At 36.9% G+C, this 26,018-nt stretch carries 28 protein-coding genes; 1 reads left to right on the top strand and 27 read right to left on the bottom strand.

What is annotated here, in order from left to right; translation table 11 throughout:
- Positions 1 to 7: 7 nt before the first annotated feature.
- The 8 genes from BN1058_RS02035 to BN1058_RS02005 all read right to left on the bottom strand — a co-directional run bounded on the left by BN1058_RS02035 (position 8) and on the right by BN1058_RS02005 (position 7,214).
- Positions 8 to 835: a flagellar hook-basal body protein gene (locus BN1058_RS02035; protein WP_090852155.1), complete on the bottom strand. Its 828-nt coding sequence runs from the start codon at positions 833 to 835 to the stop codon at positions 8 to 10.
- 149 nt (positions 836 to 984) lie between these two features.
- Positions 985 to 1,986 carry a rod shape-determining protein gene (locus BN1058_RS02030; RefSeq protein ID WP_090852152.1) on the bottom strand — a complete coding sequence of 334 codons (1,002 nt, stop codon included), beginning with the start codon at positions 1,984 to 1,986 and terminating at the stop codon, positions 985 to 987.
- A 219-nt stretch (positions 1,987 to 2,205) separates the two neighbouring features.
- Entirely contained in the window at positions 2,206 to 2,490 is a 285-nt protein-coding gene (gene spoIIID / locus BN1058_RS02025; RefSeq protein WP_255306949.1) for a sporulation transcriptional regulator SpoIIID, read from the bottom strand.
- 303 nt (positions 2,491 to 2,793) lie between these two features.
- Positions 2,794 to 2,949, bottom strand: a complete 156-nt coding sequence (locus tag BN1058_RS14260; RefSeq protein WP_176694418.1) for a hypothetical protein — start codon at positions 2,947 to 2,949, stop codon at positions 2,794 to 2,796.
- Positions 2,950 to 2,990: 41 nt separating this feature from the next.
- Positions 2,991 to 4,010: an AimR family lysis-lysogeny pheromone receptor gene (locus BN1058_RS02020; RefSeq protein ID WP_090852147.1), complete on the bottom strand. Its 1,020-nt coding sequence runs from the start codon at positions 4,008 to 4,010 to the stop codon at positions 2,991 to 2,993.
- A 537-nt stretch (positions 4,011 to 4,547) separates the two neighbouring features.
- Positions 4,548 to 5,390: a M23 family metallopeptidase gene (locus BN1058_RS02015; RefSeq protein ID WP_090852144.1), complete on the bottom strand. Its 843-nt coding sequence runs from the start codon at positions 5,388 to 5,390 to the stop codon at positions 4,548 to 4,550.
- An 89-nt stretch (positions 5,391 to 5,479) separates the two neighbouring features.
- Entirely contained in the window at positions 5,480 to 6,526 is a 1,047-nt protein-coding gene (gene spoIID / locus BN1058_RS02010) for a stage II sporulation protein D (protein ID WP_090852141.1), read from the bottom strand.
- A gap of 175 nt (positions 6,527 to 6,701) precedes the next feature.
- A complete protein-coding gene (locus BN1058_RS02005; RefSeq protein WP_090852137.1) occupies positions 6,702 to 7,214 on the bottom strand; it encodes a hypothetical protein in 513 nt (170 codons plus the stop codon).
- Positions 7,215 to 7,457: 243 nt separating this feature from the next.
- On the opposite strand from BN1058_RS02005, the gene BN1058_RS02000 reads away from it, so the two are divergent.
- The gene (locus BN1058_RS02000; protein ID WP_090852134.1) at positions 7,458 to 7,649 is read left to right on the top strand and encodes a hypothetical protein; all 192 of its coding nucleotides are present in this window, start codon (positions 7,458 to 7,460) and stop codon (positions 7,647 to 7,649) included.
- Positions 7,650 to 7,968: 319 nt separating this feature from the next.
- Here the strand turns inward: BN1058_RS02000 and murA are convergent, their stop codons facing one another.
- From murA to BN1058_RS01905, 19 genes are all read right to left on the bottom strand, one after another.
- Positions 7,969 to 9,279 carry a UDP-N-acetylglucosamine 1-carboxyvinyltransferase gene (gene murA / locus BN1058_RS01995; RefSeq protein WP_090852131.1) on the bottom strand — a complete coding sequence of 437 codons (1,311 nt, stop codon included), beginning with the start codon at positions 9,277 to 9,279 and terminating at the stop codon, positions 7,969 to 7,971.
- Between the two features lie 35 nt (positions 9,280 to 9,314).
- Entirely contained in the window at positions 9,315 to 10,031 is a 717-nt protein-coding gene (locus BN1058_RS01990; RefSeq protein ID WP_090852128.1) for a YwmB family TATA-box binding protein, read from the bottom strand.
- Between the two features lie 92 nt (positions 10,032 to 10,123).
- Complete coding sequence (locus BN1058_RS01985; RefSeq protein ID WP_090852124.1) at positions 10,124 to 10,354, bottom strand: DUF1146 family protein; 231 nt, start codon at positions 10,352 to 10,354, stop codon at positions 10,124 to 10,126.
- A gap of 162 nt (positions 10,355 to 10,516) precedes the next feature.
- Positions 10,517 to 10,918 carry a F0F1 ATP synthase subunit epsilon gene (locus tag BN1058_RS01980; protein ID WP_090852120.1) on the bottom strand — a complete coding sequence of 134 codons (402 nt, stop codon included), beginning with the start codon at positions 10,916 to 10,918 and terminating at the stop codon, positions 10,517 to 10,519.
- Between the two features lie 24 nt (positions 10,919 to 10,942).
- Positions 10,943 to 12,340, bottom strand: coding sequence for a F0F1 ATP synthase subunit beta (gene atpD / locus BN1058_RS01975; RefSeq protein ID WP_090852117.1), 1,398 nt, complete (start codon positions 12,338 to 12,340; stop codon positions 10,943 to 10,945).
- Positions 12,341 to 12,368: 28 nt separating this feature from the next.
- A complete protein-coding gene (atpG, locus tag BN1058_RS01970) occupies positions 12,369 to 13,235 on the bottom strand; it encodes an ATP synthase F1 subunit gamma (protein ID WP_090852114.1) in 867 nt (288 codons plus the stop codon).
- Between the two features lie 69 nt (positions 13,236 to 13,304).
- The gene (atpA, locus tag BN1058_RS01965; RefSeq protein WP_090852111.1) at positions 13,305 to 14,813 is read right to left on the bottom strand and encodes a F0F1 ATP synthase subunit alpha; all 1,509 of its coding nucleotides are present in this window, start codon (positions 14,811 to 14,813) and stop codon (positions 13,305 to 13,307) included.
- A 23-nt stretch (positions 14,814 to 14,836) separates the two neighbouring features.
- Positions 14,837 to 15,379 (bottom strand): F0F1 ATP synthase subunit delta, encoded by a 543-nt coding sequence (locus BN1058_RS01960; protein WP_090852107.1) that lies wholly within the window; start codon positions 15,377 to 15,379, stop codon positions 14,837 to 14,839.
- Positions 15,379 to 15,897, bottom strand: coding sequence for a F0F1 ATP synthase subunit B (gene atpF, locus BN1058_RS01955; protein WP_090852104.1), 519 nt, complete (start codon positions 15,895 to 15,897; stop codon positions 15,379 to 15,381). Before atpF ends, BN1058_RS01960 begins: the two co-directional genes overlap by 1 nt.
- Before the next feature lie 208 nt (positions 15,898 to 16,105).
- Complete coding sequence (gene atpE / locus BN1058_RS01950) at positions 16,106 to 16,312, bottom strand: F0F1 ATP synthase subunit C (RefSeq protein WP_090852101.1); 207 nt, start codon at positions 16,310 to 16,312, stop codon at positions 16,106 to 16,108.
- A 52-nt stretch (positions 16,313 to 16,364) separates the two neighbouring features.
- Positions 16,365 to 17,087, bottom strand: a complete 723-nt coding sequence (gene atpB / locus BN1058_RS01945) for a F0F1 ATP synthase subunit A (protein ID WP_090852098.1) — start codon at positions 17,085 to 17,087, stop codon at positions 16,365 to 16,367.
- A complete protein-coding gene (locus BN1058_RS01940) occupies positions 17,077 to 17,487 on the bottom strand; it encodes an ATP synthase subunit I (protein ID WP_090852095.1) in 411 nt (136 codons plus the stop codon). The genes atpB and BN1058_RS01940 overlap by 11 nt, the downstream gene beginning before the upstream one ends.
- 505 nt (positions 17,488 to 17,992) lie before the next feature.
- Positions 17,993 to 20,161 (bottom strand): S8 family serine peptidase, encoded by a 2,169-nt coding sequence (locus tag BN1058_RS01935; protein ID WP_090852093.1) that lies wholly within the window; start codon positions 20,159 to 20,161, stop codon positions 17,993 to 17,995.
- A gap of 228 nt (positions 20,162 to 20,389) precedes the next feature.
- Positions 20,390 to 21,505 carry a non-hydrolyzing UDP-N-acetylglucosamine 2-epimerase gene (gene wecB / locus BN1058_RS01930; protein ID WP_090852089.1) on the bottom strand — a complete coding sequence of 372 codons (1,116 nt, stop codon included), beginning with the start codon at positions 21,503 to 21,505 and terminating at the stop codon, positions 20,390 to 20,392.
- Positions 21,506 to 21,588: 83 nt separating this feature from the next.
- A complete protein-coding gene (upp, locus tag BN1058_RS01925; RefSeq protein ID WP_090852086.1) occupies positions 21,589 to 22,218 on the bottom strand; it encodes a uracil phosphoribosyltransferase in 630 nt (209 codons plus the stop codon).
- A 229-nt stretch (positions 22,219 to 22,447) separates the two neighbouring features.
- Positions 22,448 to 23,686, bottom strand: coding sequence for a serine hydroxymethyltransferase (gene glyA, locus BN1058_RS01920; RefSeq protein ID WP_090852082.1), 1,239 nt, complete (start codon positions 23,684 to 23,686; stop codon positions 22,448 to 22,450).
- 407 nt (positions 23,687 to 24,093) lie between these two features.
- Complete coding sequence (locus BN1058_RS01915; RefSeq protein ID WP_090852079.1) at positions 24,094 to 24,627, bottom strand: TIGR01440 family protein; 534 nt, start codon at positions 24,625 to 24,627, stop codon at positions 24,094 to 24,096.
- A 13-nt stretch (positions 24,628 to 24,640) separates the two neighbouring features.
- On the bottom strand, positions 24,641 to 25,081 hold the full coding sequence (rpiB, locus tag BN1058_RS01910; protein WP_090852076.1) for a ribose 5-phosphate isomerase B: 441 nt from the start codon (positions 25,079 to 25,081) through the stop codon (positions 24,641 to 24,643).
- Positions 25,082 to 25,177: 96 nt separating this feature from the next.
- Positions 25,178 to 25,768: a low molecular weight protein arginine phosphatase gene (locus BN1058_RS01905; RefSeq protein WP_090852073.1), complete on the bottom strand. Its 591-nt coding sequence runs from the start codon at positions 25,766 to 25,768 to the stop codon at positions 25,178 to 25,180.
- Positions 25,769 to 26,018: the final 250 nt, after the last annotated feature.

Raw genomic sequence — 26,018 nt, 5'->3', positions numbered from 1 at the left:
GCTAGGATTATGTCAAACGAGCAATTTGATTGACTGCTTTATCCATACTTTGATCATAAGCTTGTAATACCTTTTGATTTGTTTCAAACATACGATATGCTTGCATCATATCTGTCATTGTTTGCACAGTATTTACATTTGATGATTCTAAATATTTCTGTTGTACAGTAAAGGAAACATTGAGATTTTCTCGCGCATTGCCTAACGTTGCACCAGCTTCATCTAAGGCAAACAATCCTTCTCCGTCTTTAACTAAATCATTAACATTTGCACTATATGCAATTCCAATCGGTACCGTTTCGTTTCCTACCTGTATCATTCCTTCATCCGTAACGTTAAAGGATTGTCCATCTGTCTCCATTGGATCACCATTTTCATCTAGGAGATAAAGACCTTCACTAGTGGTTAAAAAACCTTCCCCATCAACAGTGAAATTACCATTACGTGTATATCGAATATTCCCATCATTATCTTGTACGGTGAAAAATATTCCACCTGTTTGGTCAGGTAACGCCCCATTTACAAGTGCCATATCTGTTGTTAGTCCTGTCTTTTTCATTGCGCCCTGTTCAAAGTCAGGAATTGTCTCTTGGACATAAACACCTGTATGTATCGATCCGATTGTTTGTTGATCTGGAACATCCAATCCACCGTTCATTGTTGGCATTTCCTTATTACCCATGCGTTGAATGAGTAGTTCTGGGAAAGCACGCACAGTTGTTTGATCTTGTTTATAACCTGGTGTTTGTGCATTTGCAATATTATTTGATAATACATCTTGTCTACGTTGCTGTGTCATCATTCCACTCGCTGCTGTGTAATATCCTCTTAACATAGGGGGAAGGCCTCCTTTCTTTATGCATGCTTTACCGGTTTATCTTCCATTTTAATTTATATAACAAAAAACGTGAGCAATATGTATAAGAACCGGAACTTCTACAAAATTTGCAATTTAGACATTCGACCACTATTCAATTCTTTGTATTAAACAATTTTTCTTTTTTCTACTTTGTCAATGTTTTCTAGCATGATGCCAGTCCCTTTTGCTACACAGTTCATTGGTTCTTCTGCTAAAAGTACTGGTACTTTTAATTCTTCTGCTAATAATTGATCCATGCCGTGTAGTAAAGCGCCTCCGCCAGTTAAAATAACGCCACGATCTATAATATCTGCTGATAATTCTGGTGGTGTTTGTTCAAGTACTGTTTTCGCTGCTTGGATAATTAATCCAACAGATTCACGTAATGCCTCTTCAATCTCACCGGAATGAATGGTTATGGTGCGAGGTAAGCCTGTTACCATATCACGCCCACGTATATCAATTGATTCTTCTCTAGCGCCTTTAAAAACAGTTGCAACATGCACTTTAATATCTTCAGCAGTTCGTTCACCAATTAATAATTTGTATTTGCGTTTAACAAAATTTAATATCTCAACATCGAACTTATCTCCTGCCATTTTAATCGACTGTGCTGTCACAATATCTCCCATGGATAATACGGCAACATCTGTGGTCCCACCACCAATGTCAACCACCATATTCCCACTTGGTTGAAAAATATCCATGCCTGCACCAATTGCTGCAACTTTCGGTTCTTCTTCGAGGTAGACTTTTTTTCCACCTGATTTTTCTGCAGCTTCTTTAATGGCTTTCTGTTCTACTTTTGTAATATTTGTTGGACAGCAGATTAACATTCTAGGTTTAGAAAAGAAACCGCGCACATTAATTTTATTGATAAAGTATTTTAACATTGCTTCTGTTACGTCAAAATCTGCAATAACACCGTCTTTTAATGGGCGAATTGCTTCTATATTCCCTGGTGTTCTACCTACCATTTTCCTAGCTGCATCGCCTACTTCAAGTACACGTCCAGTAGAACGATCCATAGCTACAACAGATGGTTCATCTAAGACAATGCCTTTTCCTTTCACATGTATTAGAACATTTGCTGTTCCAAGGTCAATTCCAATATCCCTAGAAAACATGATTAAGATCCTCCCTACTTCATTGTTCACGTTTTTTGTATTGTTTTTTGTATAAATGTACACATTACTTCTAATTATATATCATATCACAAAATTAGAAGTTTCGTTAATTATTTTTTTGAGATGATATTTTTTTGTTTGGTTATTATTGCTTGATCTGCCGTGGTTCATACCTACTTTTACTAGCTATATTATGAACATAAGGGAGGACCTCTTGTGTCATTGTAGTGATTGAAGGGTTGATTCTGTCTTTTTCGTTGATTGAATATACTTTAACTTTGTTGCTTCACCGCCTCTCAAGTGTCTAATTGCTTTGTGGTGATCCAAAATATTTTTCACTTGCATGGCTAACTCTGGATTTATAATTGGTAATCGTTCTGTTAAGTCTTTATGGACGGTACTTTTTGAAACACCAAATTCTTTTGCTATGACCCGAACCGTTTTTCTTGTTTCCAAAATATAATTTCCGATTCGAAGCGTTCGTTCTTTAATATAATCATGCACATCACTAGCCTCCTCATGTTGTCTGTCCAAGGTGTTATGAGACATGATAGTCCGTGTTATGTAATAATAGGAGGATAAACATTGAAATAAGCTAGTCTAATTAGTAAAAAAGGTACTATATAGGACCTTAGACTTCTTGATTGGTTTGTATCAGTTTATTAATGATGATCGTTGATTATGAACAGAAATGGCAAAATGCGTTGAAATCGATGTAGTGTTAGGTAGTGAAACGTTTCATAATTTGGGGCATAGGGAATGCTTATGTCTAAAAAAAAAGCCCCCCTATATATAGGGGGACGTTAATCACGAGCCTGTATCTCCTTGGCCCGGGTCGTACATCAACTCAGGTGTATTATCAATTACTTTCCCATCATCTGTTGGGGTCGTGTCAGTTAAAACAGGTTGTGTAGATGTAAGCAAGACAAACGTTAGGACTAATCCTATCCACTTTTTACGCAAATCTCTTCACCTCCTCAACAACATACTTATTTTAACCGAGGCTAGTCATCCTTCATTTCTAACAAAGGTAAACGAGCAAAGAAATGATCACTTTGTTTTTCTATAAAATCATTATAAGCGTTAATGAAGTACTTTCTGTCTTGATGAGCTCGTCCAAGATAATACTTTGTAAATGGAGTAACCTCAGTTATACCTGATAATAATGCTTGTGCCTTCTTTAAATTACCACGTGCAATTTCTAAGTGTGCTTGTTCACTGACATTATCAGAAACGACACCCTCTGTACGATTAAAATGCGCACAAATAAACGGATAATTCTGATTGTCTATCATGTGAAGTAACCTATTCTCCTGAAACTTTTCTGCGATTTTTCTAGCTTCTTTTAAATGATGCATGCTAGATTCAAAATCGTCAAAGATATACGTTAAACTCAAATTAAGATGTAAATGCGCCTTCACCTTTTTATTGAAAACTTTGTTTAGTACACGAAATCCATATTTGCGAGATAAAAGCAAGGCATTTCTCTTCCAATAAAAGACAAACAATAGAAGTTCTAAACAATAATTATATAAGTAAGCTAGTAGGGGATTATTGACTTGTTGTATCTGATGTTGTAAATCACCCAATATATTACCTAATGCTCCATATTGATACAGATCAAAATAAATATTTAATTTATTTATAAGTAATAAACATTGGGAATCATTATCTTCTATTTCGAATCTATTTAGTCGTTGCAGGATTTCATCGTGTGGTAGTTTTCGGTGCACTCTTGCCATGGTTAGTTTGAAAATTTCTGCCCATTTTCGGTTCAATAGATTCTGACTTTTTTTATTTTTTTCAATCAGCTTATCCAATTCATGATAGTAACCGTGTATATACAGAAATTCCATGCCTACGCGCAAATCTTCTTCATTATCCATTTGAAGACAAAAATCTTTCGCTAATTCAATGACTACCTTTTCATCATATTTGATCGAAAGGATTTGAATAAATTGATCTAATCGCAAATCTTGATAGTCTTTTATGTTTTGTTCAGGGAAAGAGATATCTTTACGCACAATGTTCCTCCTTCCAAAATAAACCATAGTATTTATTATGACATAAATTACAATTCTTTCAAGTCCTAAATTACATTTTCGTTCGACATTTTCTTAGAAAAGTGAAAAGATGAAGATTAGCCCTTGTTTTCTTACTAATAATTCTGTTCATTTGACTTTTATACTTCCATATTACACTTTGTTTTGATAACATGCTATAGATTTAATGTACTATCTTCATATCTCAAATTATTTATGGAAAGTTATGTTTCTAATGCGAATGGTTGCTAAAATCTATTTATCATGCACGCATGCTATATTTCCTTGCTCGATTGGTCGATATATTCTTATCGGACACTTATACTATCTTTTTTAGTTACAGTGATCGATAAAGCCACTCGAAGTCAAAAATCGGCGACACTACAATTCATACGAAACCAGTATCCTTTTCCATTTCATCTTTTTCCTCATTCTATGACTGCATTGTCTGATAAAAGTGATGCCTTCACATTTTTTAAGTAATAAAAAAGAGCATCCAAATTGGATACTCTTTTTTCATCATGTATTGGTTGTTGCTCTTGATGATTGACGATCTTCGGTTGTTTCAGATTGTTCTTGATTACTAGGTTCATCTGTTTGAATAGAAGATTCTTCTTCTACTTGTTCATTTGAATTTACTTCAGCTTCATCGGCATCAGATAATTGAATATCTGCTACAGATTGATTCATAAATTGTTCTGGATCAACTGCTTCGCCATCTTTACGAATTTCAAAGTGTACATGGGTTCCGCTCGATTGACCAAAGTTATTCTTTCCAGCTAAGCCAAGTTCTTCACCTTGTTTCAGTTGCTTACCTGACTCTATTTGGATATCTTTCAAACTTGCATAATGGGTAGTTACACCATTATCATGTTCCATTTCTACTACAAATCCTAGCATTGGATCTTCTCTGACCTCTGTTACTGTACCACTTAAAGACGCAACTACTGGAAATGTCTTTTCTGTTGTTGAAGCAATATCTATACCTTTACTTTGATAATATTTATTGTTGTATAGAACGAGTGCTTGGGCTTGCTCTTCTGGTGTTTTGTCGTAATCATAAAAGTTTGTAACAATTTCAGTCTGCGCGTCACTTGGTATAGGCATCTTAACTACTTCTGATGGGTTAACAACTGGGTCTGAGTCTTGGTCAAAATCTAATGGGTTGTCAGTACTTCCATTTAACCCTTCTTCTGTTTGTTGATCTGTTGCCTCTGGAATTTGGTTATTTAAGTTTTGGTACCACAATACGCCAGCTAGCATTAGTGCTGCAACAGATAAATATACTGCTGGAAAAAACCACTTTTTCTCTAAGATACGTTTCCATTTTAGTTTTGAAACGTTGCGATTATCTTCTTTCATTTTCACATCACCTCAGCAACCATTCTGATCAAATGAGATGATATATATACATCAAATGTAAAAAATAATTAAATTGTTTATTTGCTCACTTATTTTTGGACCATTAGTGTTGGTGCGGCATCTTCTATCGTTTGTATGGATATGCCCTGATAATAATGATTTACGATTTCCTTATATGACTTTCCTTCTTTAGCCATTCCGTTAGCACCATATTGACTCATGCCAACACCGTGCCCATATCCTTTTGTTGTAAAAATGAGATAATCATTTTTTTTCGATATCTTAAAATCTGTTGATCGTAGCTTTAATTTCTCTCGAATCTCTCTTCCTGTAAATGTTTTTCCACCAATATCGATTGTTTTCACTCGATTACTTTCTGTTCTAGTGGTTGGGAATTTGATATTGTCTTTCGGAAGAGAAACAGCAAGTACTTGCTCCACTTCATTTATTGAAATTGTTTTTTGATCGAGAAATTTAGGTGAATCTTCATCCCAAGGGCTTGCGACACTTTTTAAATAAGGCAGGGCATTTTGCCAAAAGTCTTCTGAGTTCTCCGTATAGCCATTACTTGTAGAAAAGAATGTTGGTGTAATTGGCTCGCCATCATAGGTAAGTATTTCTCCTACTGTTTCAGCGACCGCCTGTTTTATTTTTTTCATTTTCCAATTGTAATCATTTCCCCATATCTGCTGTAGTTGTTGGTCATTTTTATATACCTGGTGTTGAACAGTATCTGTCACTTGTTCATCTTCTCCAGCATGTGCTAAGTAATTAACGATATAGGTACGTGCTGCTAATGCTTGTGCCTTTAATGCCTCTATCTCAAAGTCTGCTGGCATTTCAGAAGCTACTACTCTTGTCACATAATCTTCTAATAATACCGTTTCGCTTTTATTCGACGCCGTTCGCATTACGTCAACGGAAAAAGCTGAATCTTCAGCTTTTAATGTCACTTGACTTTCACTCTCTGTTTTATTTTGCTTGTCAACTGCTGTCTGTTGTTCCGATGTGTACAATATTTTTGGGACAACAATAAGGGCTGGAATGATTAGAATGACTGCCATTAATACCGAAAAGCCAAAGATTAATCTTTTTTTCCAGTTTGATCCGGCTTTTCGTTTGTGATAGGGGTGCATAGCGTTCCTCCTTTTATACAGATACAAATATTCTCTACTAAATACTTTATACAAAATAAGAGAATAGTAGAACGAAAATAATTATTTATATGCAAAAAAGGAAGGTTTTGTGAGGAGGTGAATTAAAAATAAGGAAATGTCACCAATATAGGATGTAGGACAAAAACAAATTTAATTATTCTTCTTTCATCGTCTGTACCAAGTCATAACCATTGTGATACATTATTTTAAAAATTTCACCGTCTGCATGGATACCGAGCCTTCCGGTTACATCTTTTTCTTTTTGATCGATTTGTACATTAACTGTGAAATCATATGAAGTATCTGCATGTTCATTTTGCTCAATATTTATTTCTTTCACTTCCATTTGCACATCATTACGATAAGCCTTTTCATGAAATACCGATACTACACCTGTTTTTATTACCGTCTCATAATAATCTACTGTAAAATACGGTTTAAAATGATCTTGGTAATACGATTGTCTCGCTTTAATGTCTAATGTGTCATTACCTTCCTCAGCGTTTTTGTAAATGTCAGCTAGCTCTCCACTCGGCCCTGTGAAGGTGTTGGTTAATACGGTTTCTATCACTTTCATATTACTGTCTTCAGAAGTAGAACAACCCACCACGAACAATGAAACGCCGAATAAAATGACCATGAATATTTTACGTGTGTGTTTTTTCATCTGATGAATGCCCTCCTTTTAACAATATAATTTTTTGACATTACTACTCTTACGAATTATCTATTGTTTTCGTTTCATGTTTTTCGATGCAAAGCAAAATTAGTTGATGGAGAAAGTATTATTTCCTTAGGCTTTCTATTATCAATAGGTTACAACATTTATAGTGTGAACTAGGTACTTTCGTAAAAATTTGTGTTGTACAAGGTAGAAGAGAATAATGCTTGTACCGCAAAGGAAATAGACTTGCTTTCCGCAGGCACGGCTTCGGGCCCACATGACGTGGGTCAGTTAGACGTTGTCACACGACGTGACGTTCTTATTCTAACATCTATGCTTTACCAAGTGGATCTTCAGCTTGTGCTGTTCGAAGCTGCTGAAAAACTAACCCCAGACGGTATGTTTTTAAGTATTAGACATAATAAGTATGATCATTAAGTATATGTATTATTTGCGCATTCACTCCAGTTACAGACGATCGCTTTCCGCGGGCACGGCCTCAGCTAACTTGGTAAAGAAAAACACTTTACCAAGTGGATCTTCGGACTCGTGCTGTTCCTGCAAGACAAGGAACGCTTCGGCAGCGATGCATCGCACGAAGAAAATAGCACCTTTATTTTCGAGGAGTCTCGCCTATTTCCTTCGCTCAGCATCTTGTGGCCTTAGACGTATGTACTGAGAATCTTTTCATCACATACATGTTTTTAAACATAGAAAAAAGCATGCCTTCGTATAGGAAGGCATGCTTCTTTTAATTTTATAGTGCAGATAATTTTTGCTCTTGTGCTGTATCAACGATTATTTCTTCTGTATCATTCACACGCTCGATGTTAGCGCCTAAATTAGCTAATTTTCCAGTAATATCGACATAACCGCGATCAATGTGCTTCAATTCGGTTACTCTTGTATAACCTTCAGCATTTAGTCCAGCTAGAATTAATGCAGCTCCTGCACGTAAATCGGTTGCTGCTACTTCAGCTCCTTGAAGAGCAACGGGTCCTTCTACAATGACACTACGTCCTTCAATTTTGACCTTTGCATTCATTCGACGAAATTCTTCCACATGCATAAAGCGATTTTCGAAAACAGTTTCTGTAATGACACTTGTTCCATTCGCATTTAACATTAGTGCCATCATTTGTGATTGCATATCTGTTGGAAAACCAGGGTGTGGTAATGTTTTCAAGTCTATTGGATGTAATTTCTTTGGACCAATGACACGAAGACCGTCTTCTTCTTGCTTGATTTGTACACCCATTTCTTCCAATTTAGATATTAAAGAACGCATATGTTCTTTTTCTGCACCTTTCACTAATACGTTTCCACCAGTGATTGCTGCAGCGACCATAAATGTTCCCGCTTCAATTCGGTCTGGAATAATGGTATGCTCCACACCTTGTAATTGTTTAGCCCCTTCAATTTTAATGATTTCTGTACCTGCACCGACAACTTTTGCACCCATTTTGTTTAAGAAGTTAGCTAGATCAACAATTTCCGGCTCTTTTGCAGCATTTTCAATCAATGTTCTTCCATCTGCTAATGCGGCCGCCATCATAATATTTTCAGTCGCACCGACACTTGGAACATCTAAATAGATTTTCCCACCTTTTAGTCTGCCTTCTGAAAATACTTCTACATAACCATTTCCAACGTGTACTTTTGCACCCATTGCTTCAAATCCTTTAAGATGCAAATCAATTGGTCTTGAACCAATTGCACAGCCACCAGGCATTGCTACTTTCGCATGGCCAAATCGTGCTAGCATTGGTCCTAAAACTAGAACAGAGGCACGCATTTTTCTAACATATTCAAATGGAGCTTCCGTAATTAAAGGTTTTACCGCATTAATGTTGATTGTATTATGATTCATTTGGATAGATGCATTCATATTACGTAATACTTCTTGCATTGTTACCACATCTGCTAAAGCTGGAACATCATGAAGTACACTTTTGCCCTTACTTGCCATTATACTTGCGGCAATAACAGGTAAGACTGCGTTCTTAGCACCTTCTACTTTCACAGTGCCTTGCAGCTTCCTGCCACCGCGGACGATGATTTTTTCCAAGGTTCATTCTCCTCTAAAGTCCAGTTTCTATATTATTAATATTCAGTCGTTAGGATAGGTGTTCCTATTGTAATGATTGTTTTCTTACCAGGCACTTGACGAGCTGCCATTTGAATGTTCATTTTGTTATGATCAGAGGGTATAGACCGTTTCCAATACGATGTATAACCAGAGAATACAGTAAAATCTTGTTCGTCCAATTGATGAACCTCTTGAACTTGTAGGATTTTCTTTATTTTCTCAAAAAAATAAACACTATCTATCATATCACTTACTTCGGTTTTTGCACAAGTGAATTTTGTTACTTCATTAGTAAAAATGTTTCCAGTTAAATGATAGACATGACTTTTAGCAATCGACTTTTCTACTGGTAATTCCTCATTTACATCGAGCGCATAAACTATTTCTGCTGTTGAAGCCTTTTTTGCTTCAACAATCATAATAGATTCGTTCATTTTACTATTTATCTGGCGGTTCCATATGTATTTTGTAGCATGTTTCGTGTCTTCTATGTCCATATTCGTATCTTCAAAGATTTGATTAAGCTTTGTCATGTAGTGTTCTATTTTGTTTTTTTCAATTGTTTCTCGTAATTGCAATTGAAAATATTGAAGTTTTTGATTGTTTGTTTCAAAGATCTGTTCTATTTGTTGCAGTTCTTCTATTAATCTATTATTTTCAGTTATAGCCTGCAACTGATTGGTTAATAAACCCAAACTTAAACATACAATAATCATAATTTTTTGTTTCATGCGAATCTCCCCCTACTGTGTTTAACAACAGTATGTACGATTTGATAGATTAATATACGTAGAGAGATTCGCTAATCAATTACATCAATGAATTAAAACAAATAAGTGATTTGATTTGTCCAATTTAGCAAGTCTAAGAAAAAGTTACTTACTGTTGTACCGATTGCAATGGTTACAAAAATAATCAGTAGTTTTGCTTCAAATGTTCTCATTTTTTTAAAAATGGGATCTAAACGAACAGATTGTATGATCTGCCACGTAATAATAATAAAAATGATATGTGAAATCATGCTTATTAACGCTTGTTTTGCTAATTCTTGCATGTGCTTTTCTCTCCTTTATCTTATTATTTGCTATTTCCCGGGAAATAGTGACACTAAACGAAGGAATTCTTGGGACAGGGGGGCAATCCCTCCTGTCCCATAAAAAAAGACTTTAATTCCTAATTGGGATTAAAGTCTTTTTTTGTGTCTAGTTTTTGTTTTTTAACGTTTTTCTACAACATCTAGACGGTTTAATGCACGTTTTAATGCATACTCTGCCCTTCTGAAATCAATATCATCTTGTTTCGCTTTTAGACGTCGTTCGGCACGCTCTTTTGCTTTTCGTGCACGTTGTACATCAATATCGCCTGGCTTTTCTGCTGATTGAGCTAAAATCGTTACCTTATTATCACTAACTTCAATAAAGCCACCACTAATTGCTACTCGTACAGTATCTCCTGCACGTTTTAAACGCACAGCACTAATAACCAACGGAGCAACTAGCGGAATGTGATTGGGTAATACTCCCAATTCTCCGCTTTCAGCTTTACAGCTTACCATTTCAAATGAATCTTCCAGAATAGGGCCATCAGGAGTGACAACACTCACCGTTAGTGTTTTCAATGAAACCCCTCCTCGGCATTTCTTTTACGCCATTTGTTTTGCTTTTTCTACAACATCTTCAATCGTTCCAACCAAACGGAAGGCATCTTCTGGAAGGTCATCATATTTACCATCTAAAATTTCCTTGAATCCACGCACTGTTTCTTTAACAGGCACATAAGAACCTGGCTGACCAGTAAATTGTTCTGCAACGTGGAAATTCTGAGATAAGAAGAATTGAATACGGCGAGCACGTGCTACCGTTAATTTATCTTCATCTGAAAGCTCATCCATTCCTAAGATAGCAATAATATCTTGTAATTCTTTATAACGTTGTAATGTTTGTTGGACATTACGCGCCACATTATAATGGTCTTCACCTACAACTTCTGGGTCAAGGGCACGTGATGTAGATGCTAATGGATCTACGGCTGGATAGATACCTTGTTCAGAAAGTTTACGGTCTAAGTTCGTTGTTGCATCTAAGTGCGCAAATGTTGTTGCTGGTGCCGGGTCAGTATAGTCATCGGCTGGCACATAAATGGCTTGAATAGATGTAACAGAACCTTTGTCTGTTGAAGTAATACGTTCTTGTAATTGACCCATTTCCGTTGCCAATGTTGGTTGATAACCAACGGCTGATGGCATACGACCAAGTAAGGCAGATATCTCTTGACCTGCTTGCGTAAACCGGAAAATATTATCAATAAATAGTAACACGTCTTGTCCTTGTTCATCACGGAAATATTCCGCCATGGTAAGACCAGTTAATGCTACACGCATACGTGCACCAGGTGGCTCGTTCATTTGTCCGAATACCATCGCTGTTTTTGAAATAACCCCTGAGTCTTTCATTTCATAATAAAGGTCATTACCTTCACGCGTACGTTCACCAACACCGGCAAATACGGAGATACCACCGTGCTCTTGTGCGATGTTGTTAATCAATTCTTGAATAAGTACGGTTTTACCAACACCCGCACCACCGAACAAGCCGATTTTACCACCTTTAATATACGGTGCTAATAAATCAACTACTTTAATACCTGTCTCTAAAATTTCTGTCTCTGTTGCTAAGTGTTCAAAATCGGGTGATTGACGGTGAATTGGATCGCGTCGAACACCTTCACTTAACTTTTCATCTAAATCGATTTCTTTACCTAGTACATTAAATACACGACCTAATGTTTCGTTACCAACTGGTACTGAAATTGGTGCACTTGTATTTTCAACTTCTGCACCACGTCTAATTCCTTCTGTGGATGACATTGCAATGGTACGTACTGTATCATCACCCAAGTGCAATGCCACTTCAAGGGTTAGTGCTGCCGCATTATCTGCTTCTGGATAAACTAACAATGCACTATATAATTCTGGGAGGTCATCATCAAATTTAACATCGATAACAGGTCCCATTATCTGTGTTACGCGCCCTTTACTCATCCATTTTCCCTCCTAACACACTTTTTCATTATTCTTGCGCTGCTGCTCCACCAACAATTTCCGAGATCTCTTGTGTAATCGCAGCTTGACGAGCTCTGTTATATTGTAAGGATAAATCATCAATTAACTCGTTTGCATTGTCTGTTGCACTTCGCATCGCTGTCATTCGTGATGCATGTTCACTTGCTTTACTGTCAAGTAATGCACCATAAATTAAGCTTTCTGCATATTGTGGCAAAAGTGTTTGTAAAATTTCCTTTTCACTTGGTTCAAATTCATACATACTGTCAGCCACATGCTCCTTATTTTCATGAACATCGGTTAATGGCAGTATTTTTTTTGAAATAACCTCTTGTGAAATGGCATTATGATAATGATTATAAACGATATTCAATTCGTCAATTTCTTCATCGATAAACAGTTGTACTGTTTCATAAGTTAAATCTTGTATGTCTGAGAATACCGGTTGATCAGACAAGCCGATTATTTCATTTGCTATTGGCATTTTACGTTGTTTGAAAAAATCACGACCGATTCGCCCAACAACAATGATCGTATATTCAGCCGGTGATTGATGTTTCTCTTGAATCATCCGATAGACTTTACGAAGTATTCCACTATTAAACGGCCCTGCTAATCCCCGATCAGATGTAATAACAAAATAAGCCGTTTTTTTCACTTCACGATGCACAAGCATTGGATGTGCATCTTCATCTGCACTATTTGCTATATGAGATACAATTTCTTGTAGTTTCTCACTATAAGGTATAAACGAAACGGCATTTTGCTCCGCCTTATTTAACTTCGAAGCAGATACCATCTGCATGGCATTCGTAATTTGTTTTGTCTTTTTTGTTGATGTAATACGTGTTTGAATATCTCTCAATGACGCCACAACAAGTCAGCCTCCTTTCATCGAAGGTTTCTGGTCACTATCTACTCGTTCGTTATCTTTGAAAAAAACTTATTGTGTAACAACGAAGTCATTTTTAAATGTTTCAATCGCTTTATTCATTTCTTCTTGTTCTGCTAACTTACCTGTTTCTCGAATCGTTTTTAACAGATCTGTATAATTTAGATCTAAGAAGTCGAACAGCTCTGCTTCAAAACGTGTAATATCATCAACAGGAATATCATCTAGATAGCCATGAATTAAGGAATAAATGATCATTACTTGTTTTTCAACAACGATTGGCTTATGTAAGCCTTGTTTTAATACTTCTACTGTGCGCGCTCCACGATTTAGTTTCGCTTGTGTTGCTTTATCTAAATCAGAACCAAATTGTGCAAATGATTCTAACTCACGATACGAAGCTAGATCTAGACGCAATGTACCTGCAACTTTTTTCATTGCTTTAATTTGCGCTGAACCACCTACACGGGATACGGAAAGACCCGGGTTAATCGCTGGTCTAACACCAGAGAAGAATAAGTCTGATTGTAAGAAAATCTGACCATCTGTAATAGAAATAACGTTTGTTGGAATATAAGCAGAGATATCCCCAGCTTGTGTTTCAACAAATGGGAGAGCAGTTAAAGAACCGCCACCTTTATCATCACTTAATTTCGCTGCACGTTCTAATAAACGGGAGTGTAAATAGAATACATCCCCTGGGAATGCCTCACGACCAGGTGGGCGTTTTAATAGCAAGGAAAGTTCACGGTAAGCTGTCGCTTGTTTAGTTAAGTCATCATAAACAACAAGCACGTGTTTTCCATTATACATAAATTCTTCACCCATTGAGACACCAGCATATGGAGCTAAGTATTGTAATGGAGCTGGCTCGGATGCGCCTGCGCTAACAACGATTGTATAATCTAGCGCTCCATAACGACGGAAAACTTCTGTTGTAGCACGTACCGTTGAATCTTTTTGTCCAATAGCAACGTAAATACAAATCATATCTTCGTCTTTTTGGTTTAAAATGGTATCTACAGCAACGGTTGTTTTACCTGTTTGACGGTCACCGATGATCAATTCACGTTGGCCACGACCAATTGGAACTAGGGCGTCAATTGCTTTAATCCCTGTTTGTAGTGGTTCATGAACAGATTTACGATCCATTACACCAGGTGCTGGTGCTTCAATTGGACGTGTTTTTGTTGTTTCTACTGGACCTTTCCCATCAATTGGTTGGCCAAGTGGATTGACAACGCGTCCTAATAATTCTTCCCCTACAGGTACTTCCATAATTCTACCTGTACGTTTTACCTGGTCACCTTCACGAATATCTGTGTAAGGGCCTAAGATAACAATACCGACATTACTTTCTTCTAAGTTCTGGGCTAACCCCATTACACCATTTGAAAATTCAACAAGCTCTCCAGACATAACATTGTCTAGTCCGTGTGCTCGCGCGATACCATCACCGATTTCTATTACCGTACCGACATCACTGACTTCAATGTCTGCTTGATAATTTTCAATTTGCTGTTTGATCAGCGCACTGATTTCTTCAGCTTTTATGCTCATGCCAACTCACCCCTATTCTGTCATTAATTTGTTACTGCTATATTTTTTTCAAATTGTTCTAATTTACCTTTAACTGAGCCATCATAAATGGTGTTTCCTATACGTAGCTTTACACCGCCAATAATGTCTGGCTCAATAACATTATTAATTTTTAATTTAGCAATATGTAATTTTGCCTGAAATACATTCGCTAATTGTGTTTTTTCTTCGTCAGAGAGCTCTCGAACGGAATAAACAGTCGCCTGCTTGATTCCACGTGCCTCATCAAATAAATTAATAAACGCATCAACCATATCTATTACCACTTCTTCATGGTGACGATCAACTAATAGTTTTAGCGTATTCACTACTTCAGTAGAAAAATCGGTAAATGCTTGATCAATTAATTGTTTTTTGTCGTTTCCTTCAAGACCTGGATTATCTAAAAACAGAATAAAATCTGGATTGTTTTGAAAAACTTCTTTCACAATCATCAGTTCAGATTCCATCGCTTCTAGTATATGTTTTTCCTCTGCTAGTTGAAAAAGAGCTTCTGCGTAGCGTTTTGAAATCAATGCTTTACTCATCACTCTTCTCCTATCTGTTTCATATAGTCAGAAATTAATCGTTCTTGATCTTCTGCGTTAATTTCTTTCTCAATCACTTTGGTTGCAATTTGAACAGACAGACTTGCGACCTGTTCTTGTAGTGCTTGGATAGCTCTTTCTTTTTCTTGCTTGATTTCTTCTTGAGCTGATTGTTTTATTTTATCTGCAGCTACTTGTGCAGCTTCGATTATTGCTTGTTCCTGTTTTGCTCCAGCCTTTTTGGCGTTATCAATAATGTCTTGGGCTTCTTGACGTGTTTGCATTAATTGTTCATTTGCTTCTTTAGAAGCTTTTTCTGCATCAACACGGTTCTTCTCCGCAACATCTAGTTCATTCGCGATATAATTTTCACGCTCTTCCATTTTGTTCATCAATGGTCCCCAAGCGTATTTCTTTAATAAAACGAGTAAAATCGCAAAGCTTAATAAGGCGAAGAAAATATTCCCAACATGAAATCCGCCGAGTCCTACAATAAGAAAGCTAGCTAATGGTTGCACTATCTTCACTCCTTTCAACCACTTCTCTATTCATAAGTGTTGTGTATGAACTATCATGTTCTTCTAAGATTTAAGACTTGGCTCATCGCCAAGTCTTATGGTGAAAGCCTTCATATAACATATATAACAGATGCTTTAAATGAATAAAGCAATGGCGAAGATTCTTTTAGACTCGACCTTCGCCATTCTATCTTTTCGTTGATATCAATTACATTACCATAAATGCAATTACGACAGCGAAGATAGGAATCGCCTCTACTAACGCGATACCAATTAACATAACTGTTTGTAATGGCCCACGTAATTCTGGTTGACGTGAAATCCCCTCAACTGTACCTTTTACAATCAAACTGTTACCAATACTTGCTCCTAGTGCTGCCAAACCTACTGCTATTGCTGCTGCTAATGCTCCCATCTAAAAACTCCTCCTTTTAAAATATGTAAAATTTTTTGTTTTTTACATTATATTAATGGTCATCTGCCACTTTATGAGACATATATACCATTGTTAACATTGTGAAAATAAATGCTTGTATCCCACCAATAAAGAGACTAAACCCTTGCCAAGCCATCATTGGGATTAAAGCTGGAATAAAGGTAAGTGGCGCTGAAATAAATGCCATTTTAGTAATTAAAGAAAGTAAAATTTCTCCAGCGTAAATGTTCCCAAACAAACGAAAACCCAATGTCATGGTGTTCGTAAATTCTTCAATCACTTTGAATGGAAAAATAAAAGGTATTGGCTTACCAAACTCTTTTCCATAATTTTTAAACCCTTTAAGCTTCATACCATAGAAGTTAGATAAAATAATAACAAATGCCGCTAATGATAACGTAATGCTGGCATCTGAAGTAGGTGATTTCCACCATAAGTCATGCTGGTATACCACCATCACAATAACCCCTAAAATATTACTAATAAAGATAAAGGTGATTAGTGTTAATCCAAGTGGTAAAAACATTTTACCAGTGCGCCAATCCATTGAATCACTAATTATTCCTTTTACAAAATCAACTATCCACTCCATGAAATTCTGCGCGCCTGTTGGACGCATACTTAACTTTCGGCTTGCCCAAACAGCTAGCACAAATACAATCAAACATGCAATAAACGTCATTAAGACAGTTGATGCATTATAACTAAGCCAAGAGATACCAAACAAATGATATATGGGTTCCTCATGCTCCATTTCTTTCACCTCTTTTCCATCTGTCATCCTCTTGTTTCGCATAAATTGCAAAATCTATGATTATGACAACAAACATTGTCGCTAATCCTATTAGAATCCCTGTCATATCAAAATATGCTTCTAGCTCATATCCGATTAATACCGCTAAACCAGCAGAAGCAAAACGGGAAAAAGTTCCTAATCCAAACATTTTCTGGTTATTTTGTATCGCATACGTAAATTTTTGTATCTTGCGCTGTAGTAACCATAAATTATAATAACTTAAGGCTGTACCTAACAGTAAACCAGTAAAAAAACTATGATAGGATGTAAACAAGGCTGCTAAAGTAAGTAATGCTAAGTAATACAACATCCATTTTTTTTGGCGATTGATCATCCGCTGAAAGGACTTATCTGACATAAATTTTTATCCCCCAAAATAATTTTAATAAAACGGAAGGCACGCACAATAACCATCACTTACTAGTTGAGCTATCTACTACAATCAAAATGGATGAGGTCGAAAATGATTATTATTCGTATTTCTCTAATGTTACAAGGAGTCATCTTCTTCCAGTATCATAAGTCGAAAGCTAAATCAGTGACAAACATCACATGAAAGCCTAAACAATCTACAAAAAATAGCTTACAATAGGGAAGTCTTACTGTCAATTGCTTTGCAAAGCAAATCATAAAAAACAAGCTATTACCATGGAATTGACGCTCACTCCAATAAAACGTCTATCTTTTATTATAATAGATTATCCTTAATAAAGGTAGCAACAATTTTGTGAAGTTTGCTTAAAATTTTTATTCACTTTATCCTATCATCTCATAAATTTTGTCTCAATCCTTATTTAAGTCCTATTTTTTCAAGTATACCTCGATTATTTAGTGAAGGTTTACTATATGATTTACATCTATCTTTACTTTATCCGAATAAACGTTTGTTCATCGTAAACATCTTTTTTATTCTTCGAAATGGTAATATCTGCAATATAATCCCCTGCTTTAGGTAGATCTTTTTTGGCGATCGTTCCTTCTAATACCCCTTTTGTTTGATCCGTTTTTTTCATTAATGTTTGAACAAAGACAAGTGTATCAGGGTCATAAAGATCTACTTTCACCTCTGTTGCATCTTCTGGGAGGTAAAGACGATACGTGTATTCTTTCGATTGAAATGGATCCGCTTCTAATTCTAATCCCATCGCTTTCGGATATGCAGCTGTTTGATTAATAAACAGATATGGTAGTTGAAAACGTTCCTTTTGATTAGATAGTTGTAACCATCCTTGATGGATGCCTGCAGAAAGGCGGTTGGTATCAATAGATAGTTCAATGGGGATCGATTTCTTTTCGCCTGGCTTTACTGAAAATGTTTTCGGCATATACCAACGCAAACCTTGTTGTTGCTTTGGTATATCAAATCGAAATTGATTCGTTTGTTGTGATACATTTTCCACTTCAATCTGTGTGGTTACACGTTTTTTCCCATCTTCCATTTTCCCAAATGACAGTAGCGAGCTATACAGGATGGTATCCGTCGCTATCGCTTCATTTAATTGCATACGTCCCATCCCTTGCTCGATCGGATCATACAATACTCCTTCGTCTTTTAGTGGCATTGCTTGGGTTAAAAGTGCCCCTTTTAATTGCACCGGTGTCCAATTCGGATGTGCTTCTTTCAATAAAGCAAGCGCACCCGCTATATGCGGTGCCGCCATACTTGTTCCTTGTAAAGATTGATAGCCGCTATTAGGAACAGTACTTACTATATTTGCACCCGGAGCCACAATTTCAGGTTTAATTGACCAATTAGCTGTTACAGGACCTCTTGAACTAAAATCTGTCATTTGATCTTGCTGTTGATGATAAACCGAATGCACCCAATAGGGATCTTTTTGTGCTTGTTTTTTTAACCATTCTCCATCTTCTTTCGATACAGTTACTGCTGGAATTGCGCTTTCTGCTTGAATAGCAGCCTTAAACATTCCCTTTTCATTATTATAGATAATTACACCCACTGCACCAGCTGCTTCTGCTTTTTTGACTTTTTCAGTGAAAGTAAGTTTTCCTCGTTGCATTAAAACAATTTTTCCAGCTATATGAGCCAGATTTTCTTCTCCAATCCCACCATCTACTAACGGATAATCTCGTTGTATCTTCCAATTGCTTGATCCAGCTATTGCGGTTAAGGGAATTTCTTTTTTTTCAAAACGATCAACAATAGCGGCGGTTTGTAATAAAGGGGTAGATGCTCCTACTGCGATGGCATTTGTTGCTGTTGCTGGTGAACCCACCGTCCAATTTGCAGGACCTGAATTCCCATTTGCTATAACAACAGAAACTCCCTCTTCAACCGCTCGGTTTACGGCAATACTTGTTGGCCAATCTGGACCATTGACCGAATTACCTAATGACATGTTTACAATATCCATGCCATCGTTTACTGCCTTTTCTAACGCTGCAATGACTTGGATGGATGTACCTGCACCACCAGGTCCTAGCGCGCGATAGCTATATAGGGAAGCATTTGGCGCCATCCCTTTCATCTTTCCATTTGCAGCAATAATGCCAGCAACATGTGTGCCATGAATCGTAGGCTGACCTTGTGTTATCAGGGTCTCCATTGGATCATCATCCAGATCAACTAAATCAAATCCACCATGATAATTGGCTTGGAGATCAGGATGATTATAATCAATCCCTGTATCAATCACACCGATTTTCACACCTTTTCCTGTATACGTTTGGGTTACTTGATTGGTTTCATTTTTTAATAAAAAAGGTACACTTTGATTGATTGCTGTTCGATACGTTCTTACTGGATAATCGTTTCTAATAAACGTTTCATTGGCTAATTGTTTTAGTTGATGATCTTTTGCTCTGATGGCAAGTCCTTGAAATAGCGTGTGGAACACTTCTACAACTTCAATCGTTGGATAGTATGTTTCAATATATTGCTTTTGCTGATAAGGGTCACCGTCTACTTCTATAATCATTTGAGTCTCTTCGATTGGTGACTTTGCTTTTAGTATTGTTGGTGAAATAAACAGAAACATTGCAATGAGGATAACATGGGGCGTATAGCGCATAAGATTAATCTCCTTTTTTATCTTAGAACATCCATTGAAAAAGTTTTACATTTTATTATGGAGGTTTACAGATCATCCTATGCAATATATTAGCATCATCACATTTTGCATAAATAAAAGAAGAATCCTGCTTTTTTGAGGATCCTTCTTATCTTGATCTTACTAGCACAGAAAGGTGGTTAATTTTGATATAATTACATCTTTATACCGCTGCTCAAGTGAAATAGTTTAGTTATTAAAATAAGTAATAATGGCGTCGGCAATGCGTGCACTTGCTTGCCCATCTCCGTAAGGATTGGCAGCTTGGGCCATTTGCTGATGCATGTGATCATCACTTAATAATTCATCGGCTAGTTTGAAAATAGCTTCTTCTTCTGTTCCGGCCAATTTCAATGTACCCGCTTCTATCCCTTCAGGACGCTCGGTTGTATCTCTTAGAACGAGTACAGGAACACCTAAAGATGGTGCTTCCTCTTGGACACCACCAGAATCGGTTAAAATTAATTGCGCACGTGAGGCAAAATTATGAAAATCAACAACTCCTAATGGATCAATCAGATTAATACGGTCATGGTTTCCTAACACCGTTTGTGCCGCTTCTTTCACAACTGGATTTAAGTGAACAGGATAGACAACATGAATATCCTGATGTTGATCAACCAACCTACGTATCGCACGAAACATTTGATACATATTTCGGCCAAGATTTTCCCGACGATGTGCTGTCATAAGGACTAGTCTTTTATCTGAAAATGCTTGTAAGATCTCACTTGTATATGCTGAATTAACTGTCGTTTTTAATGCGTCAATTGCTGTATTTCCTGTTACATATATGGTTTCTTCTAATTTGTTTTCTTGCATTAAGTTTTGTTTTGCTTTTTCAGTTGGAGCAAAATGAAGATCAGCCATGATTCCAGTTAATTGACGATTCATTTCTTCAGGATATGGAGAGTATTTATTCCATGTACGTAATCCTGCCTCAACATGTCCAACAGCAATTTGATTATAGTATGCTGCAAGTGAAGCAGCAAAAGTAGTTGTCGTATCGCCATGTACTAATACAATATCAGGAGCTGTTTCTTTCATTACTGTATCTAATCCTTCAAGGGCTCTTGTGGTGATCTGAGCTAATGTTTGTCGCTCTTTCATAATGTTCAAATCAAAATCTGGTGTTATACCGAATATGTCAAGGACTTGATCAAGCATTTCTCGATGTTGTGCTGTTACTGTAACGATCGGTTCAAACGTTTCTGATCTTTTTTTTAGTTCTAATACAAGTGGCGCCATTTTTATTGCTTCTGGCCTTGTACCAAAAATAGTCATTACCTTTATACGCTTTGACAATTGCTTCACACCTTTCCATTCCCCACTACTAAATCTTCTACAAAAAAACGCTACAGCAACTGTAACGCTTTTTCATACTTTTTTTATTTTGTTCCAAATAAACGATCGCCAGCGTCACCTAAACCAGGAACGATATAACTTTTTTCATTTAACTTTTCATCTAGGCCAGCCAAATAAATATCAACATCTGGATGATTTTTCTTAATCAATTCTACACCTTCTGGCGCTGCAATTAAACACATTAATTTAATATTGGTTGCTCCACGTTTTTTTAATGAAGCAATTGCATCATTTGCTGATCCACCAGTCGCAAGCATTGGGTCAATAACGATTAATTCGCGTTCCTCAATATCAGAAGGGAGTTTAATATAATATTCGACTGGCTGAAGTGTTTCAGGATCACGATATAGACCAACATGTCCAACTTTCGCCGCTGGAATTAAACGTAATATACCATCAACCATTCCTAAACCAGCTCTCAATATAGGTACTAAGCCGATTTTTTTACCACTTAATGTTTTTGCTACCGCAGTTGTAACAGGGGTTTCAATTGTTTTCTCTTCTAGGGGTAGATCACGTGTAATTTCAAATGCCATTAATCCAGAAACTTCATCAACTAGTTCACGAAATTCCTTCGTACCAGTTTCTTTGTTACGAATATAGGTTAGTTTGTGTTGAATAAGTGGATGGTCTAGTACAAATACATTACCCAATTCCGATCACTCCTTATTGTTTTTTTACATCCTTAAAAATTTTAAAGAAACAGAGGTTGCTTCAAGCAAAGACATTGGATTAGCTCTAGCACTTATCACAAGATATATTGCCCATGACGGTTCCTTACCATTCCTTTGTTTTACAAGAGAGAATAAGCAGCATCATTCGTTTATCGCTCGACAAAATCCCTTGCCAGCTCAAATGACAAGGGATTTACCTATTAATTACTTAACGCTGATAAAGCGGGAATTTATCTGCTAATGCTTTTACGCGCGCTTTCACTTCTTCTAATTTGTCTTTATCTTGATAATTTTTTAGTGTAGCAGCAATAATAGAGGCTACTTCATCCATTTCTGTTAAACCAAATCCGCGTGTAGTCACTGCCGCTGTACCAACACGAATTCCACTGGTTACGAATGGACTTTCAGGATCAAAAGGAATGGTATTTTTATTGGTTGTGATACCAACATCATCTAAAGCTTTTTCTGCATCTTTTCCAGTTAAATCAAGGTCACGAACATCAAGTAAAAGTAAGTGATTGTCTGTGCCACCAGAAACCAAACGAATGCCTTCTTTATTTAACGCTTCAGAGAAACGTTTTGCATTAGCAATAATTTGTTTTGCATAATCTTTAAAATTAACGTCTAAGGCTTCTTTAAAGGCTACTGCTTTGGCAGCAATTACATGCATAAGTGGGCCACCTTGAATACCAGGAAAAACGGATTTATCGATTTGTTTTGCAAATTCTTCTTTACATAAAATCATTCCACCACGAGGGCCACGCAATGTTTTATGTGTAGTTGTTGTAACGAAATGAGCATGCGGAACCGGATCAGGATGCAATCCAGCAGCAACTAATCCTGCGATATGCGCCATGTCTACCATAAAATAAGCGCCTACTTCATCAGCAATTTTGCGGAATGCTTCAAAATCAATTGTTCTTGAATATGCACTTGCACCAGCTACAATTAGTTTTGGTTTTACTTCTTTTGCTTTTTTCAAAACTGCATCATAGTCAATTTGTTCTGTTTCTTTATCGACACCATATGCTTCAAAATTATACAATGTTCCACTAAAATTGACTGGGCTTCCATGCGTTAAATGACCACCATGGCTTAAGTCCATTCCCAACACAGTATCCCCAGGTTCTAAAATTGTAAAATATACTGCCATATTCGCCTGTGCACCTGAATGCGGCTGCACATTAGCATGCGCTGCACCAAATAATTGTTTTGCTCGATCTCTGGCTAAGTTTTCAGCAATATCAACATATTCACATCCCCCATAATAACGGCGACCTGGGTAACCTTCTGCATATTTATTTGTTAATACAGACCCTTGCGCTTCCATTACAGTTTCTGATACAAAATTTTCTGAGGCAATAAGCTCAATTTTATCGTGTTGACGCTGCCTTTCCTGCTCCATTGCTTTAAATAGTTCTAAATCGTTTTGCTTCACATGCTCCATTTCATTATCCCCCTTAAGTGAAAGTAGTTTATATATAAAAAAATAGCAGTGTAAAACCGACTATTCCTTTTGGTTCTCTGTCAAATGTGGTGGTGTGGTTCTCGCTCCACCATCTCTTTTATAAAAAGTTTATTATAAGCAATGCTTGTACCTAAACCGCAGGGGAAATACACTCGCTTTCCGCGGGCACGGCCGAAGCTAACTTGGTAAAGAAATTCACTTTACCAAGTGGATCTTCGGTCTCGTGCTGTTTCCGCTGGAGTCTCGCATATTTCCTCTGCTAAGCCGCTTTTATGCTAAATGCTTGTTACCTTCTGAGCCTTAATAAAATAGAGAGCACCACTACATTTGGTATAGATCCTTCCTTTTATCAAACGTTTATTTGCTCTACTTTTTAACCTGAAATGTTACTGATATATCGCGCGTGCCCCACCAATTAATTTTGGTCTAGCGTAGGCTGCATTAACACGCGCCTCACCTAGTTTTCGTTGACTTAATCGAACGGGAACAGCTACTGGCTTTACATGCATTCCAATCATTGTTTCACCGATATCTACCCCTGCATGAGCTTGTATATGCTCAACGACTACCGGGTCTTCCATCTGCTGAAACGCATAGGTAGCCATCGATCCACCTGCTGTTTTTGCAGGGATTACACGAACCGCTTCATAGCCATACTTCTCACAAGTAGACCGCTCCAGAACTAGTGCTCGATTCAAATGTTCACAACATTGAAAAGCAAGAAGAATACCCGTTTTCGATTGTAGGTCTTGCATTGCTGAAAAAACATGGGTAGCTACTTCTTCACTTCCTGCAGTTCCTATCTTTTCTCCCATTACTTCACTTGTTGAGCAGCCAATAACAAATAATTCATCTTGGTGTAAGTAATTTACTGCTAACCAGTCTGAGACAAGTTGATCCAGTTGTTGTTCTAGCGTCATCGATCACACTTCCTTATTTTTCTTCATAGGCTGCAACTTTTCCAATCCGATTGGCATGTCTGCCTCCTTGAAACTCTCCAGCTAACCATGTTTTCACAATTTCTTTTGCTAGGTCAACACCAATGACACGAGCCCCCATGACTAATATGTTAGAATCATTGTGTTCCCTAGTTACGCGTGCAGTATAAACATCATGCACTAATGCGGCTCGAATGCCTTTCACTTTATTGGCGGCAATGGACATTCCAATTCCCGTTCCACAGATTAAGATGCCACGATCATATGAGCCATTAGCTACTTTTTCCGCAGCCGGTATGCCATAGTCTGGATAATCAACAGACGTTTCACAATCACAACCAATATTGTCATAATCAATTCCTAGATCATCTAGCTGTGACGCGATTTCCCGCAATAATTCAAAGCCACCATGATCGGAAGCTAATACAATTTTCATTTTTTATCACTCCTTTATTAACCTTGTTCTTACCTCTTATTTTACTTGTTTTGCTGACGAATTTACAGAGCGTATTGGATTAATTATGCTTTTTGTTTATTTTTCTAATTTCTCTATTAATAAATTGATGTATTTTTCCATTTCTTGAAGCGTCTCTTCATAAGTAGCTGCATTTCCTCCGAAAGGATCAGCTATATCGTAATTAGGCATTTCTCTTTCCAATCGATCAATTTCATCTTGTTCTTCACGTAAAAATGCCCGCATCTGTTGTTCAGTCTGTAGTTGGTCTTTTTCATATACAATGGTTGCACGCTTTTCTTCTAAACGACGATAAGCGTCTTTTAATTTTTCCCAAGTAAATTCTCCATCTAATAAAACATATTCTTTTAAGGTATACGTCTTATCATAAACTTGTGAATAGGTAGTGAGTAATGTTTCTTTATGACTCATTGTCATGGTTAAAATTAAGTCTGCCCAATCGAGTAAATCAGCTGTTATTGGTTGTGATTGATGTTGATGTGTCACACCAACTGATGATAATGCTGTTTGTGTACCTTCTGACACCGGTGATCCTTCATTTGCAAACATCCCTGCTGATTTTACGTTTACACTTGATTTCTTTCGCAGGAGTGCTTCTGCCATTGGACTCCGACATGTATTTCCTGTACATATAAATAATACATTCATGCGTATTGATTCCTCCTACTTTTCTATCACACTTTTCAAAAAATAATTCCCAAGAATGAGCATAACCTTTTTCACCATTTCCATTTGGCTTCGAATTCATTTGAAGTCTTTTGTCTATGATATAATTAGTATGTTTAAAGTGCAAGCTGTAGATTGCTATGTTATAAACAATGTTTAAAGGTTCTCTGTCAAATATGGTGGTGTGATTGTCACTCCATCATCTCTTTTATTTAAAGCCTTTTTGCTAAAA

The sequence above is a fragment of the Paraliobacillus sp. PM-2 genome, assembly GCF_001368815.1.
Taxonomy (GTDB): Bacteria; Bacillota; Bacilli; order Bacillales; family Amphibacillaceae; genus Paraliobacillus.
Note: the sequence above shows the minus strand (reverse complement) of the source record. Positions and strands in the feature narration are given on the sequence as shown.